The sequence below is a fragment of the Phycisphaerae bacterium genome (assembly GCA_012729815.1).
In the GTDB taxonomy this organism is placed as follows: Bacteria; Planctomycetota; Phycisphaerae; order JAAYCJ01; family JAAYCJ01; genus JAAYCJ01.
Genome location: JAAYCJ010000073.1, coordinates 33,695 through 48,377, shown reverse-complemented (window position 1 = coordinate 48,377; position 14,683 = coordinate 33,695). Strand labels below are relative to the sequence as shown.

The following is a 14,683-nucleotide window of genomic DNA, read 5'->3' as shown; positions in this document are numbered from 1 at the left end:
TATCGTCTTGCCCACGGCCGGTATCCCGAGACGCTTGATGCCTTGGTTCCCGAGTTCCTCGATGCCGTGCCGGAGGATCCATTCGACGGCAAGCCGCTGCGATACCAGGCCCGCGCCAACGGCTTTGTCGTCTACAGCGTCGGTCATGATCTCGCCGACAATGGCGGTCGGGAGAGGGACGTTGCCGGCGCATCGCGCGTCTTTGGCGGATCACCTGCCCTTGTCAGGCCATACCCTCCCGGCAGCGATGTTACGTTTGCGGTTGGTCCTCAGCCGGAACCGGCTTTGAGCTTGCCGGCGGGCGGGCCGCCGCGGTGAAAAAAAGCCCCCGGTCGGTGGGTCGCCGACCGGGGTGAACGTGGGGCGTGGGTCCGCCCTTTCGGGCAAACAAAGGCAGCGAGAAGTTTGCCCGTGATTGAGGCTTGCTACCGAACCGGGATCAGTCGCGGCGTCGCCGGCGTTTCAGCGGGCCGGTACGCGGCCGATTCGCCGCAGCGGTTCTCCCGGTAGATTTTCCGCAGGAAATCCTGCTCCTGATCGTGCACGTACCTCAGGAACCTGGCCATCTGCCCGCGGCTGAGGCACCCGCAGTCCAGATACTCGTTCGCCCGCAACGTGTTCATGGCTCGTCCTCCGAATGACCTGGGCTTCCATCCGGCTCATCCGATCGCCTCGCTTCCGCGTTCGCCGGTGCGGATGCGAATGCAGTCCGGCAGGTCGAGTACGAAGATCTTGCCGTCGCCGATATCGCCCGTGCGGGCCCCTTCGATGATGGCGTTGACGGTCGGCTCGACGAAGTCCTCGTTGACCGCGATTTCGAGGCGGACCTTCTTGAGCAGGTTGACCTCCTCGATCACGCCGCGGTACATCTCGGTGAATCCCTTCTGCTGGCCCGCGCCCAGGACGTTGCTCACCGTCATCTTGTGCACTTCCGCCCGGAAGAGGGCCTGCTTGACGTCGTTGAGCTTGTGCGGTTGGATCATCGCTATAATCAGCTTCATTGCTTGTCACTCCTGAATAGTCGCCTTGTTGGGTTGGCTCCCGCTAAGTGGTCACGAAGATTTCGAAGCCGGCGTAGGCCTCCTGGCCGTGTTCGCCGATGTCCAGGCCGCGCAGCTCCTCGTCGCCGCTGACCCGCAGGCCGACCGTGGCCTTGATCGCGCCGAAGACCACCACCATCGTCACCACCGTCCAGGCCACGATCGCGGCTGCGCCGAGGGCCTGAATGGCGATCAGGTGAACACCGCCGCCGGTCAGGACGCCGCCCTCGGTGGCGAACAATCCCACCGCCAGGACGCCCCAGATTCCGTTGAGCCCATGCACCGACCAGGCGCCGACCGGGTCGTCGATCTTCAGGTTGTCCAGCAGCCGGACGCCCGCGACCACCAGAATGCCGGCCACGAGGCCGATCACGATCGACGAGACCGGGCTAACCGCTGCACATGGGGCGGTGATGGCCACCAGCCCGGCCAGCAGGCCGTTCATGGTCATCGTGAGATCCGGCTTGCCGTAGAGGGACCAGACCACGAACATCGCGCTGATGGCTCCGGCGGCGGCGGCCAGCGTCGTGTTCATCGCCACCATGCCCGCCAGGGCGGCGTTGCCGCCGGTCAGTCCCAGGGTGCTGCCGGGGTTAAAGCCGTACCATCCGAACCACAGGATGAATACGTCCAGGGCGGCCAGCGGGATGGTGTGGCCGGCGAGCACGCGAGGCCGTCCGTCGCGGCTGTACTTGCCGATCCGCGGGCCCAGCATCATCGCCCCGACCAGCCCCGCGAATCCGCCCACCGCGTGAACCACGCCGCTGCCGGCGAAGTCGGTGAATCCCAGCTGCGAGAGCCATCCGCCGCCCCAGACCCAGTGGCCGACGATCGGGTAGACGAACATGCTGATCAGCACCGAGTAGATCAGGTACGCCTGGAACCTCATGCGTTCGGCCACGCAGCCGGAGACGATGGTCGCCGCGGTTCCGCAGAAGACCACCTGGAACAGCCAGAACACCCAGATCGGCAGGCCCGCGTTTTCCTCGAGCCCGATCAGAAACCACCCGCTGGCGCCGAAGAAGTCGTTGCCGTCGCCGTACATCAATGCGTATCCAATGGCGAAGAACGCGATGGCGGCGAACGCGAAGTCCAGGAAGTTCTTCATCAGGATGTTGCAGGTGTTCTTGGCCCGCACCAGCCCGGCCTCGAGGATTCCGAATCCCGCCTGCATGAAGAAGACCAGGAACGCGGTCACCAGTACCCAGGCTGTGTTGATCGCAATTCCGTGATCCGTCAGAAGGGCCGAAACGTCCACTGGCTCGTCCGACTGGCCAAAGCAGACCCCCGGACAGGCCAGGAGTCCCAAGGCCACCGCCACCCACGTCCAGAAGCTTCTGCGTCTCATGGCTGCACTGTCTCCAACATGCAAAAAAGTCTTGCCGCACACGACGTGCGGATTGCCACTCAAGGATGCAATCCGCGCGCCATCGCGGACGGGCGATCGGAAAGGATTGCGGAGAATGGGTTTATGAGATGTTGGCGGCGGCATTGCGTTGGATGGGCGGCGACAAAAGTGTAATATGCTTTGAAGCGGCTACGTTTTTGTGTTCCATTTGCCGGGATTTGTTTATTGTGGCTTGTCAGAACGTTAAAGCTGTCCGGCTGTCCGTGACGATAGTTGGGAAGTACGCGTTGCGGTCGGACGCGCACCAACACCCAGTGGGCAACACCATGCAGCGTGAGAAGAGACTCAAGCATTCTTTACGGGAATGCCGGCAGCGGCTTGACGATCTTGATTCCCAGGCCTCCAGGGCCGCGGCTCGTCAACAAAGACGGGCCGAACGGATTCCCTATCGAACCGTCGTGAAGGCGGCATTCCACCAGGACCGCGCTCAGCCGCTCGTCTACACGTCGCTGACCCGCAATCTCAGCCGGTTTGGCGTCGCCCTCCTGATCGGCCAGTTCATCTACGCCGGCACCGCCTGCTGCCTCAACTTCGAACTGCCCGACGGCGACTGCCGCCCCCTGACCGGAAAGGTCATCCGATGCCGGTATCTGGCCGGCAGCGCGAGCCTCTACGAAATCGGCGTCGAGTTTGATAGCCCCATCTATCTTGCTGAATCAACGCCGTCGCCGCCGGAGGCGACGGAATCGCCGTCGCCATCCGGCCCGTAAGGTTCCGCCTTTTCCTGATTCGCCTGACCGCTTTAGATCGCCTTTCCTCCCCGCTCTTCCGTGCGGATCCGGATGCACTCTTCCAGCGGCGCGACGAAGATCTTGCCGTCGCCGACCTGTCCTTCGCCGTGGCGTGCCGCGGCCAGGATCGCATCGACGGTGGTTTTGACGAATTCATCGTTGCAGGCGATGTCCAGCCGCACCTTCGGGATCAGGTTGGGCACCACCCGTTGGCCGCGGTAGAGGTCCTCGGTCTGCTGCTGGCCATGCCCGGTGCACCGGCTCACCGTGATCCGCGTGATCTCCGCGTCGATCAGGGCCTCGCGAACCGCGTCCAACTTGTCCGGCTGTATGATCGCAGTCACCATCTTCATGATCGGTTGTCTCCTTTGATCGGGCTGCTCTTTATGCGCCTCTCAGTTCGGGTTCAACATTCCATAGCCGTGCTCGCCGTGGAGGCTGTGGTCCATCCCGGCCATTTCGTTCTGCGGCTGCATCCGCAATCCCAGCGTCTTGTCCACCAGCACGACCAGGATGATCGTCAGCAGGCCGGCGTAGGCGATGGTCGTCGCCACGCCCAGGACCTGGACGCCAAGCTGTCCCATCGTTGTCCAACTCTCGCCGCCGTTGTTGGCGACCCAGCTTTGGCGGATGAAGAATGTCAGCAGCACCGCTCCGAGCATTCCGGCCACGCCGTGGATGCCGAAGGCGTCCAGGCTGTCGTCGTATCCGATCCGGTTCTTGATGAGGATGGCCACGTAGCACACGCCCGAGGCCGCGACGCCCAGGGCGATCGCACCGGACGGCTGGACCACGCCGGCGGCCGGAGTGATAGCCACCAAACCGGCCAGGATGCCGCTGGCGATGCCCAGGCTCGTCGCCTTGCCGTGGTGGAAGGCTTCGATGATGATCCACGTGAGCGCCCCAGCCGCCGCCGCCACCTGCGTCACCGTCAGCGCCCTCGCCGTGGTCAGGCCGCTTTCGACCGCGCTGCCTGCGTTGAATCCAAACCAGCCCACCCACAGCAGGCCCGCACCGATCAGCGTAATGACCAGGTTGCTCGGGTGCATCGCGGTCCGCGGGTAGCCTCGCCTCGCCCCCAGATACAGCACCGCGACCAGGCCGCTGATGCCGGCGGAGATGTGGACCACCGTGCCGCCCGCGAAGTCGATTGCCCCCAGCTTGAACAGGAATCCCTCTTCCGACCAGACCCAGTGGCACAGCGGGCAGTATACCAGCAGGCTCCAGAGCACGATGAAGAAGCAGTACCCGCGGAATCGCACCCGTTCGGCGAACGCTCCGGCGATCAGGGCCGGCGTGATGATCGCGAACTTGCCCTGGAACATCGCGAATACGTATTCCGGGATGCCCGAGGCCATGATCGTCTCATCGATCCCATTCAGCAGGAACAGCTCGCCGTTCCAGCCGAACCATCCGCCCAGCACGTTCGGTCCGAAGCTCAGGGCGTATCCGCACACCGCCCAGAGCACCCCGATCAGGGCCATCGCAGCGAAGCTGTGCATCATCGTGCCCAGGACGTTCTTGGTCCGCACCAGACCGCCGTAGAACATCGCCAGCCCCGGCACCATCAACAGCACCAGGGCCGTCGAGATCAGCATCCACGCCGTGGTGCCGGTGTCGATGTGGTTGGGCTCCGCCGCCTGTACCGTGCCGGCCAGTCCCGGCGCCGCGCATAGAATCGCCGCCAACAGACCCATCGTTCTCACGCCCACGTTCGTTCTCCTTTTCTCGCTGTCTTACAATTTTGGCTGTACGTCGCCACAAGGCCTTTCGGTGGTCCTTACGCAATTTTGGTGCCAAACGCGGCATCCGCGCGGCTTGTGATCAGCTAACATGTTGGTAAAAAAGCTGTTATGGTAAATGAAAGGTCTGGTGCGGCGCCGCAACGCCTCGGGTTTCCGGCGGTGGAAAGCTACGTTTTTGTCCGCCGATGGGCCGGATGTACGTTTTTGTTAAATCGCTGTGGCGACCTGTCCTCCCCCCGGCCCCGGAACATCCGCTGCGAGCCATCCTCAGCGTGCTGGGGCCGTTGCTCAGCAGGCCAGAGGCGCATCCCGAAATCGCTTGGCTTTGGCTGGGTCACGGCGTATCATAGCCGTTTTCGTGTGCAGTCGCCCGGAAAGCGGCCTATTGCAAGAGCTTTTGAGGAGAAATCCGATGCGCAGACCCTTTGTCGCCGGCAACTGGAAGATGAACCTGAACCAGGCTGAGGCCGTCAAGCTCGTTCGCGAACTGGCCGAAGAGCTGAAATCCAACGCGGTCGAGGTCGGCGTCTGTCCGCCTTTCGTCTATCTGACCTCGGTGGCGGTGGCCATCGGCGACGCGGAGATCCGCCTCGGGGCCCAGGATGTCTACTTCGAGTCCAATGGGGCCTTCACCGGCGAGATCTCGTGCCAGATGCTTCAGGACGTCTGCTGCGAATACGTCATCCTCGGCCACTCGGAGCGCCGCCACGTGATCGGCGAGACCGACCAGTTGATCCACAGAAAGCTGCAAGCCGTTATTAATTCGGGACTTAAGCCTATTCTATGCGTCGGCGAGACGATCGAGCAGCGCGACGCGGGCCGGACCGAGAAGGTCGTCCAGGAGCAGCTTGCCGGTGGGCTCGGCGACCTTTCCGCCGCCCAACTGGGCAACCTGGTGATCGCCTACGAGCCGGTCTGGGCCATCGGCACCGGCCGCAACGCCACGCCGGATCAGGCCCAGGACGTTCACCGCTTCATTCGCGGCTGGCTCACCCAGAAGTTCGGCCCCCAGTTTGCCCAGAGCGTCCGCATCCAGTACGGCGGCAGCGTCAAACCCTCCAACGCCGGTGAGCTGATGGCCCAAACGGACATCGACGGGGCCCTGGTGGGCGGGGCCAGCCTCAAGGCCGCCGACTTCCTGGGCATCATCCGGGCCACGGCGCAGGCCAAGGGACTTTGACCGTCAATTCGGTTGCCATTTCCCTTAGCCGTCGGCTATAATAACCCGTTTCGACGGTAGTCGCGTTAATAAGTAAGGAAGAGTAATCCATGTGGGCGACACTTCTGGCCATTCTATTCTGTATCGTCTGTCTTCTGCTGATGATTATCATCCTGCTTCAGCGGGGCAGGGGCGGCGGCCTCTCCGGAGCGTTCGGCGGAGCGGGCGGTCAGTCCGCCTTCGGCGGGAAGACCGGCGACGTTTTCACTGTCGCCACCATCATCGGCACCGCGGTTTATCTGCTGATGGCCGTCTTCCTGGTTCGCGTCTACGTGCCTCAGAAATACGAATCGCCGACCTCGGGCCAACCCGAGATCGCCGTCCCGGCCACCCAGGAGGCGCCCTCCGACCTGCCGCTCGAATAGCGGCTTTGCTATCCACGGACCACACCCATGCTGGCATCGATGACAGGATTTGGACAGGCCTCCGCCACCCGCGACAGCGCCACCTACTCGCTGGAGGTCAAGTCGCTCAACGGCAAGTTCTTCAAGTCCGTCATCAAGCTTCCCGAAGCCCTGGGCAGCCATGAGCCCAGGCTCGAGCAGCTCCTCCGCGAGCGGCTCATCCGCGGTTCGGTTGTCTACGTGCTGCGTCTTCGCGACGTTTCCGAGAACGCCGCCTGGGACGTCAACACCGGGGCCATTCAGGGATACATCCAGGCCCTGCAGGGGGCCATGAAACTCGCCGGCGCCCAGAGCTCGGTCCGCATCGACCTGGCCGGTCTGCTCGCGCTGCCGGGCGTCTGCCAGATGCCCGAACTCGATCCTGAAGAGATGGAGAAGACTTGGGAACTCCTGAAGGGCCTTACCGATCAGGCCCTTGACCAGCTTCAGGCGATGCGCCTGGAGGAAGGGCGGTCCATTCAGGCGGATCTGCTGAGCCACTGCGCCCGGATTCGCGAGAACCTTCAGGTTATCCGTTCGCGGGCTCCGGTGGTTGTTCGCGACTATGCCGAGCGGCTCCGCAACCGCGTTCGGAACCTGCTCTCCGAGGTCGAGATCCAACTCCGCGAGGAGGATCTGGCCCGCGAGGTGGCCATTTTCGCCGAACGGGCGGACATCAACGAGGAGACGTCACGGCTGGACTCGCACCTTCTCCAGTTCCAGAACGTCATGGACAAGGAGGCCAACGCGGGCCGCAAGCTCGAGTTCCTCGCGCAGGAAATGCTGCGAGAGACCAACACGATCGGGTCGAAGGCCAACGATGCGGAAATCGCCCAGCACGTGGTGGCCATCAAGGGCCACATCGACCGGATCAAAGAGCAGGTGATGAACGTGGTCTGATCCGGCTAGTGGCCGCCGGCGGCCGGCGTTGCGGCCGGGTGCTCCGTCTCGGCCGGCGGCTGTGCTTCCTGGTGTGCCTCCGCCGTGGTTTCCGCTTCCCGTCCCGTGAGCATCTGTTCGCCTCGCGGCGCGGCGTCGGTCCGCTGGCCCGCGAAGTCGGAGACCAGCGATTCGGTGGCGACCACCTCGACCCGCCGGTTCGCCGCCAGGGCCATTTCGCTGTACGTGCCTTCCTTCAGCGGTTCGGTGTCCCAGCAGATTTCCACCCGCAGCGATTCGCGTTCCACGCCCAGGGCGATGAGCCGGTCGAACACCGCCTTGGCCCGCTCGAACGAGAGGTTCTGCCCGCTGCCGCGCAGGTGGTACTCCTCGTCCCGCGAGGTGTGGCCTTTGACCATGAACACATTGGTATGGCCGCCGATCTTGCGGGCGATGTCCACCAAGATCGGCACCGAGTCCGGCGTCAGATCGGAGGACTCCTTGTCGAAGGGGATGGCACCGCCGACCGTCAGGAGTTTGCCCTCGCGGACCGTGGTCACTTCCGAGAAGCGTCCCTCGACGCCTTCCACCCGGGTCCGCGACTCGCCGGCGTTGCCGTCGTTCGTGCCGCCTCCGGGCCCTTTTCTCTGCTTCTGCATCTTGATGAAGCCGTGCAGGATCGCCAGGTCCACCGGATCGGTCGAGTCGGCGGGAGGAATATATCCGAAGGCCTTCTTGATGGCGGCGATGATCTGGGCGAACTCCGGATCGTACTCCACGCTGCGGGTATTGCCCACCGAGATGATCACGAAGAAGCTCATCAGCAGCACGACCAGGTCGGCGAAACTGATCATCCACAACGGTGCGCTTTCGCCGGCCTCTTCGTGCTCGCCTCCGCCTTTTTTCTTGCTGTTGTGTCCGGACATTCCGAGCCGCTCCTTCTAGTCTAGCGTCGCTTTTCCAGCGACTTGCGCTGCCGGTCGGACAGGAACGAGTGGAGCTTCATCTCCACCACGTTCGGGTTGTCACCCGCCTGGATGCTCATGATGCCCACCAGCGTCATCTCCTTGAGGAGTTGCTCCTCGGATGAACGAATGCCCAACTTGTTGGCGATCGGTCCGCAGATTGCGTTACAGATGATCGTGCCGTACAGCGTGGCGCACATGGCCATCGCCAGTCCCCCGCCGATCGCCCCGATGTCGCCGCCCAGATTGCGGAACATCGCGATCTGTCCGATCAACGTTGCGCACAGTCCGAATCCCGGGCCGAACGCGCCGACCACCTCGAAGAACCGCTTGCCCTGTTTGTGTCGTTCGGCGAGTGTCTGGACCTCGATCTCCAGGGTCTGCTGGATGATCTCCGGGTCGGTTCCGTCGATCGCCAACTGGAGGCCCTTCTTGAGGAACGGGTCCTGCTGCTGCTTGATCGCATCCTCCAGGGCCAGCATGCCGTCGCGCCTCGCCACCTCCGCGTAGCTGACCAACTGCTTGACCAGCTTGTCCATGGGCAGTTCTTTGACCAGCAGCCATTTCTTGAGAATGCCGAACGTGTCCAGGACCGTCCGCAGCGGCATGGCCATGCAGCCGGCTGCGAACGACCCGCACAGCACGACCACCACGCCCTCGGTCGAGAAGAACGCTCCAATGTCCCCGTGGGTCGACTCGTACATTGCCCACAGGATGCCGCCTGCGGCGACGATCACGCCGATCAGTGTCGCGATATCCATCTCGATGCGTCCCTCATTCAGTCCGCCTGCCCGCACGCCGTTTCCCAACGTACCGGCAGACCGTTCCGCTTCTCATAAGGGAGTATCGACCGATTTGCCCCCCGACTTGGCTTGCGAGGGTGCTTCGACGGTTGCCGCGTCCGGTAATAAGCCGCTAGTCCGCCGAACGTCGAAACAGCAGCACCGTCACGTCCTGACTCGGACGCTCGCCCGATAAAAACGCCGACAGCTCGCTCGCCAGTTCACCCAGCACCGTGCTGGGCGACTCCCGCTGCGAGTCGCTCAGCAGGTCCAGCAACTGGCTCTCCTGGAACAGCCGTCCGTCCGAGGACGCCAGGGAGAATAATCCGCCCGTGCACAGGGCCAGGGCCTGCCCCTCCTCCAGCTTTCCCGAAACCGATTCGTACTTTGATTTTCGCGCCTCGCCCACCAGTTGTTCGTTCGGCGACTCCAGCCGCTTGCCGTCGCCCTCACCGTCGATCACGTACGCCCGCACCTGGCCCACGTGGACGAGGTGGAATTCGCCGGTCTGCGGAACGAGGCTCAAGACTCCCAGGTTCACCCGCCGGGGATCGTTGCGGGTCGAGAACAGCATCCAGCTCAACTGCCGCGTCAGCACCGCCGGCGCGTCCTGATGGACCGCTCCGATCCGAAAGCCGGCTGACAGCTCTCCCATCAGCACCGCTGAGTCCGGTTCGTCGCCGCTGATCTGTCCGATCAGCACCATCGCCAGCTTGTCGCTCCAGGGCACCACGTCGTAGAAGTCCGTGCAGACCCCGGAGCCGTTCTCCATCAGTGCCGCCATCCGAAGTCCGGACCACTGCGGCAGTTGCCACGGCACAATCCGCGCCTGCACCCTGCGGGTCATCTCCTGGCCGGCCGATCGCACCTCCTCCGAGTGGACCCACTGGGCGTACAGCACCCTTCCCAGCGCCGTGGCCATCTCCGAAGCCACGAAGACCGTGAAGTCCAGGTCGCTCGGATTGAACTTGCCCCGGTTCGCCTGGTTTTCCAGGTAGACCATTCCCATGCCCCCGCTGGAGTTCATCAGCGGGGCCGCGATGGCCGACTTTTCCCCGTTGTGGTTCGCCTCCGGGAACAGCACCGCCCGCCCGCACTCGACCACCGCCTTCTGGGCGCGTCGGGCCAGGGCCGGCGCATCGATCACCCGCCCAGCCATGTCCCGCCCCGTCGAGAGGTTCAGATTGCCTTCATCGTCGGTGCGCAGGCCGATCCACACGCACGAGGCCTGGAAATCCTCGATCAGCGAGTCGACCGCCATCGCCAGGATCGCGTGTGGATCAGCGATGGACGCCACCTTCGACGAGAATGAGGAGATGTAGTCAAAGCTGCCCTTTGAGAGGCTGAACGTGTCGTGCCGCTGCTTGACCACCGCCGTCTGATCCAGGTCCAGATCCTCGTAGTCCAGCTCAGCTGTCTCCGCGATCTCCGACTTGCTCCGGTAGACCACCTCCACCGGAATGAACCGTTCATTGTCCTTCTTTGAGGGATACACTTTGATCTTGTATTCGCCAACCGTCAGGACGTCGCGGTCGCGCAGCGTCTCCCGCCCGCGCAAGGGTTTGTCGTTGAGAAAACTCCGGTGGAGCTGATCATGGAGCGGTTCGACGTACCACCGGCCCTCCTCTTCAAGGATCATCAGGTGTCGTCCGCTGACGGTCTCGTCCGCAGCGAGCCGGATCTGGCAGGCCTCCTGGCGGCCCACGTACAGCGTCCGGTCGGCAAACCGCTTGTCGAGAATCGATGTTTCGCCTCGCTCCACTACAATCCGCATACCGTCCCTATCGTCAACCTGAACGTCTTTGTGAAGGGATAGAAAGCCCGAAAGGACCAACTTTCACCAGTCGGATACCGCCCAGCTTTCTCCAGTGTTCTATTTTATCGGACCCGGCAAGGATGCCAAAGTCAATAGTTCGCGGGGCGGCGGCACGCCTGGCGGCTCTATTAGTGATTATTTCTGTGTTGACAAGTGATATAATAGCTTCTTATAATATACATCATCCGTTCTGGTGGTGCCTGGGAAGTCTCTGTAACTTTTAGTAATTATATATGGTTGGAGTTGCCGGACACCGGGAGTATCTGACATGGACATGAAGCAGATCAAGATCTTCTGCGACCTGGTTGAGACCAAGAGCTTCTCGAAGGCGGCGGCCATGAACTACATCAGCCAGTCGGCCGTCTCGCAGCAGGTCAAGGCCCTCGAGAGCCAGCTCCGCCTGCAATTGGTGGACCGTTCGTGCCGGCCGTTGGCCCTTACCCATGCCGGCAATATCTGTTACCAGGGCTGCAAACAGATTTACGAGAAGTACGAGGAACTCCACAACCAGCTTGCCGCCTTCGCCCACGAGATCACCGGAGCGGTCACCATCGCGGGCATCGCCTCCATCGTGCTCTACCTGCTTCAGCCGTACGTGCGGTACTTCCTGCAGCGGTATCCCAACGTCCGGCTGAGGATCGAGCCGATGCGGGCCAACCAGGCCGTCGACGCCGTGCTCGAAGACCGGGCCGACATCGGCATGGTCGCCTGCCCGAAGGAAGACCGCCGGATGGGCGTGATCGACCTTTGCCGCGAACGCCTGGTTCTGACCATGCATCCCTCTAACCCGCTGGCCCAGAAGAAGAAGGTCGCCATCAAGGATCTGCACGATCAGCCGATGATCCACTTCGAGCGCGACCAGTCCACCCGCAAGCTCATCGAGAGCATCCTCCGCCGCAATGAGGTGTCCGTCAAGATCGTCATGGAGCAGGACAACATCGAGACCATGAAACGCGGGGTCGAAGCGGGCATTGGGATCAGCATCCTGCCCGAGCCGGCCATCGTGAGAGAACTGCAGATCGGCACGATCGTCGGCAAGCCGTTCGCCGAAAAGGAACTCCATCGTCCGGTCGGGATCATCTACCGCAAGGGCCGGGCGTTCAGCGAACCGGTCAAACGCCTCCTGGAAATCCTCAAGGAGCCGGCCCCCAAGATTGAGGAATCCCTGGCGCCTGCCGCCGTCCCGGCCCAGTAGCCGCCGGAGCGTTCCCGCCGTCGCCGAAACGTTCGAATGCTATCGCTCCGGAACGATTCCTTCCGCCGCCAGTATTCGGTTGACCAGTTCCATCGGCAGGCCCACGATGTTGGTGAAACTCCCCTCGTAGCGCATGACGTAGCGGTCGGCCTGCTCCTGGACGGCGTACGCTCCGGCCTTGTCGCGCCAGTCGGTCGTTCGCAGGTGCTCTTCGATCTGATCCTCGCTCATCGGCTTCATCGTGATGTGCGTGATCTCGCGGTCGATCCGCCGGAACAGCCGGTCATCCACCTTCAGCAGGGCCACTCCGGTAATCACCCGGTGGCGATTGTGCGACAGCAGCCGCAGCATCGTCCGGGCGTGGTCGGCGTCGCGCGGTTTGCCGAAGATCTGGCGGCCCAGGGCCACCACGGTGTCGGCGCCGAGGATGACCTGGCTGGGATCGGCGGCGTCGGCCGCCGCGCGGGCCTTGAAGTAGGCCAGGGCCTCCGCCGTCCCTTCCGGACCCAGGTCCTCGTCCAGTTCCGGTTCCTCGAGCTCCGGGCGGACCACCTCGAACCGGTAGCCCGCCTCGGCCAGCAGTTCCCGCCGCCTCGGCGATCCCGAAGCCAGTATCAGTCGCGTATGCGCCACCGTGCCTCCCCATCGGATTCATCATTTCCGTGCCCGGTCCTGGCGTTCTGGCCGGATCCGGTTCACCGTCCACTCGACGTTCCCATCCTTGCTGTGCGGACCCTGAAGCTCGCCTCGCGCGCCCTGAAGGGCGGCGATCGGGAGTCCATTATCGGAACTCCTTCTGCAGCCGATCGAGGCCGCATCCGGGTTGGTGTTATACCTTCCCTTGCCGCGGATGACAATGGACTTCGAATCTCCGTCCGGCTTGACCAGGATCATTTCCCGGTCCGACGTTCCCTTCGGACGCGCAGCCGCTATAATACTGGGCTTGCTGTTCCGGTGAGTAGAAGGAGGCGCAATGGCTGAGCTGGAAAAGGCTGCGGTGCCGGATCGTCCGAAGCTGACCTGTTACTGGTGTGTCATGGCCGTGCTGGCGCTGCTGGGCGTGGGCGTCTGCTGGACCATGATGGCCGCCACCGCCGGGCAGATTCCCGCCCTGGAATGGCAGTGGCTCTGCGGGGACGACGGCCTTTCGAGCTACGGCTGCAGCGGCGTTTTCGCCAGCCGGTACGGCAAGTTTCTTGGATTGCCTTTGTCGCTCTACGGGCTGCTCTACTTCTTATCTGTGGCGATTTGGCTGATCGTGTTCGGCCACGATGCCTTCAATATTCTTCTCGTTGCATTTTTATCTGTAGGGCTTACTGTTTCGGTGGCTCTGCTCGGGATTTTGTATCTGGTGCTTCCCGGCAACTGCGGGTGGTGCCTGTTGGTCCACGTGTGCAATTTTCTGCTGATCGGTGCGGGCCTGATAGCGGGATGGCGGTGTTACCGGTCGGGCTACCGCCTGTCGGTCCGCACGTGCATCCCCAAGGCCGCGGTGGTGGGGCTGATCTTTGTCGCCATGGTGGGATGGGCGTTTGCCGGCATGACCGGCACCATGATGGTCCAGTACAAGCAGAGCTACATGCAGATCGCCGAAGACGCTGAGTACCAGCTCTGGCGGTTTGCCTCGCAGGCGCCCCGGGAACTGGCGATCAGGCCGGCCGACCACATCCTGGGCGACCCCGAGGCGCCTATTAAGTTTATTATTTACAAAGACTTCCAGTGCGATAGCTGCACTGATGCATGGCGGGCGATCGACGGGTTTCGCCAGGAGCATCCCCAGCCGGCGGACATCGTCGTGATCGTGCGGCATTGGCCCCTGGCCCGCGAGTGCAACGATCAGGTATCGAGCAACCTGCATCCGTATGCATGCCGGGCCGCCTACGCCGCGGAAGCCGCCGCCGTCCTGGGGGGCGACGAGGCTTTCTGGCAATATCACCAGGCGCTGGTCGAGCAGCACAAGCAGCTGGACCGGAGTCCGTATCTCCAGATCGCCGAGGAGATCGGGCTCGATCGAGACCGCTTCGTGGAAGTCTGGACCTCGCAAGAGGTGCGGGAGAAGGTGGCGGGCGACCTTGAGACCGCCAAATCTCTTGATTTCAAGGGGGTTCCGGCGATCTTCCTGAACGGCCGGTTCATCGGCGACGCCTGGCGCAATCCTGAGGTCCTCAAACGGATGGCGGCCGATCAGCTCTCCGGTGCTTCGACTGCCGCCTCGGACCCGACATCCTTGCCCGCCCCGAGCCAGCACTAGCGACGTCGCGGGCGCCACAGGCCTTCGCGCCCGGCGTTCCTGGCAGGGCTGATCGATTCTAAGTCATTCCTTGAAGCGGGATTAACCTTGTTGACTTGACAGGGCTTGCGTCGGGTGTTAAAAGGGATTTAGGGATTCATTTCATCCGTATAAGCCAGAGGTCGGGTCCGGATTCCTAGTAGGCTGGTCCATTGGCAACTCGTCTGGATATTCAGATGTGGCTCTTGGACGCAGGCGATGCAAGATAAGTGCCAGTTGATTTTTCTGCA

At 62.9% G+C, this 14,683-nt stretch carries 15 protein-coding genes; 6 read left to right on the top strand and 9 right to left on the bottom strand.

Going from position 1 to position 14,683, the window contains the following annotated elements; translation table 11 throughout:
- Nucleotides 1-425: 425 nt before the first annotated feature.
- From GXY33_05785 to GXY33_05775, 3 genes are read right to left on the bottom strand one after another with little or no spacing between them, the layout of a single operon-like run.
- Entirely contained in the window at nucleotides 426-623 is a 198-nt protein-coding gene (locus tag GXY33_05785) for a hypothetical protein (protein ID NLX04634.1), read from the bottom strand.
- Nucleotides 624-659: 36 nt separating this feature from the next.
- A complete protein-coding gene (locus tag GXY33_05780; protein ID NLX04633.1) occupies nucleotides 660-1,001 on the bottom strand; it encodes a P-II family nitrogen regulator in 342 nt (113 codons plus the stop codon).
- A 43-nt stretch (nucleotides 1,002-1,044) separates the two neighbouring features.
- On the bottom strand, nucleotides 1,045-2,388 hold the full coding sequence (locus GXY33_05775; GenBank protein NLX04632.1) for an ammonium transporter: 1,344 nt from the start codon (nucleotides 2,386-2,388) through the stop codon (nucleotides 1,045-1,047).
- 458 nt (nucleotides 2,389-2,846) lie between these two features.
- Here GXY33_05775 and GXY33_05770 point away from each other — a divergent pair, with 458 nt between their 5' ends.
- Entirely contained in the window at nucleotides 2,847-3,158 is a 312-nt protein-coding gene (locus GXY33_05770; GenBank protein ID NLX04631.1) for a hypothetical protein, read from the top strand.
- A gap of 32 nt (nucleotides 3,159-3,190) precedes the next feature.
- Here GXY33_05770 and GXY33_05765 read toward each other — a convergent pair whose 3' ends face one another.
- A complete protein-coding gene (locus GXY33_05765; GenBank protein NLX04630.1) occupies nucleotides 3,191-3,532 on the bottom strand; it encodes a P-II family nitrogen regulator in 342 nt (113 codons plus the stop codon).
- A 42-nt stretch (nucleotides 3,533-3,574) separates the two neighbouring features.
- Nucleotides 3,575-4,876 (bottom strand): ammonium transporter, encoded by a 1,302-nt coding sequence (locus tag GXY33_05760; protein ID NLX04629.1) that lies wholly within the window; start codon nucleotides 4,874-4,876, stop codon nucleotides 3,575-3,577.
- 460 nt (nucleotides 4,877-5,336) lie between these two features.
- Here GXY33_05760 and GXY33_05755 point away from each other — a divergent pair, with 460 nt between their 5' ends.
- The 3 genes from GXY33_05755 to GXY33_05745 all read left to right on the top strand — a co-directional run bounded on the left by GXY33_05755 (nucleotide 5,337) and on the right by GXY33_05745 (nucleotide 7,426).
- Nucleotides 5,337-6,104, top strand: a complete 768-nt coding sequence (locus GXY33_05755) for a triose-phosphate isomerase (GenBank protein ID NLX04628.1) — start codon at nucleotides 5,337-5,339, stop codon at nucleotides 6,102-6,104.
- Nucleotides 6,105-6,193: 89 nt separating this feature from the next.
- Nucleotides 6,194-6,508: a preprotein translocase subunit SecG gene (gene secG, locus GXY33_05750; protein NLX04627.1), complete on the top strand. Its 315-nt coding sequence runs from the start codon at nucleotides 6,194-6,196 to the stop codon at nucleotides 6,506-6,508.
- 27 nt (nucleotides 6,509-6,535) lie between these two features.
- The gene (locus tag GXY33_05745) at nucleotides 6,536-7,426 is read left to right on the top strand and encodes a YicC family protein (GenBank protein ID NLX04626.1); all 891 of its coding nucleotides are present in this window, start codon (nucleotides 6,536-6,538) and stop codon (nucleotides 7,424-7,426) included.
- Between the two features lie 5 nt (nucleotides 7,427-7,431).
- On the opposite strand, the gene GXY33_05740 is transcribed toward GXY33_05745, so the two are convergent.
- From GXY33_05740 to GXY33_05730, 3 genes are all read right to left on the bottom strand, one after another.
- On the bottom strand, nucleotides 7,432-8,331 hold the full coding sequence (locus GXY33_05740) for an OmpA family protein (GenBank protein ID NLX04625.1): 900 nt from the start codon (nucleotides 8,329-8,331) through the stop codon (nucleotides 7,432-7,434).
- A gap of 20 nt (nucleotides 8,332-8,351) precedes the next feature.
- Nucleotides 8,352-9,131 (bottom strand): motility protein A, encoded by a 780-nt coding sequence (locus tag GXY33_05735; GenBank protein NLX04624.1) that lies wholly within the window; start codon nucleotides 9,129-9,131, stop codon nucleotides 8,352-8,354.
- Between the two features lie 154 nt (nucleotides 9,132-9,285).
- Nucleotides 9,286-10,926, bottom strand: a complete 1,641-nt coding sequence (locus GXY33_05730; protein NLX04623.1) for a SpoIIE family protein phosphatase — start codon at nucleotides 10,924-10,926, stop codon at nucleotides 9,286-9,288.
- A gap of 310 nt (nucleotides 10,927-11,236) precedes the next feature.
- On the opposite strand from GXY33_05730, the gene GXY33_05725 reads away from it, so the two are divergent.
- Nucleotides 11,237-12,163, top strand: coding sequence for a LysR family transcriptional regulator (locus GXY33_05725; GenBank protein ID NLX04622.1), 927 nt, complete (start codon nucleotides 11,237-11,239; stop codon nucleotides 12,161-12,163).
- Nucleotides 12,164-12,202: 39 nt separating this feature from the next.
- On the opposite strand, the gene maf is transcribed toward GXY33_05725, so the two are convergent.
- Nucleotides 12,203-12,796 (bottom strand): septum formation protein Maf, encoded by a 594-nt coding sequence (gene maf / locus GXY33_05720; protein ID NLX04621.1) that lies wholly within the window; start codon nucleotides 12,794-12,796, stop codon nucleotides 12,203-12,205.
- A 340-nt stretch (nucleotides 12,797-13,136) separates the two neighbouring features.
- On the opposite strand from maf, the gene GXY33_05715 reads away from it, so the two are divergent.
- Entirely contained in the window at nucleotides 13,137-14,414 is a 1,278-nt protein-coding gene (locus GXY33_05715; protein NLX04620.1) for a thioredoxin domain-containing protein, read from the top strand.
- Nucleotides 14,415-14,683: the final 269 nt, after the last annotated feature.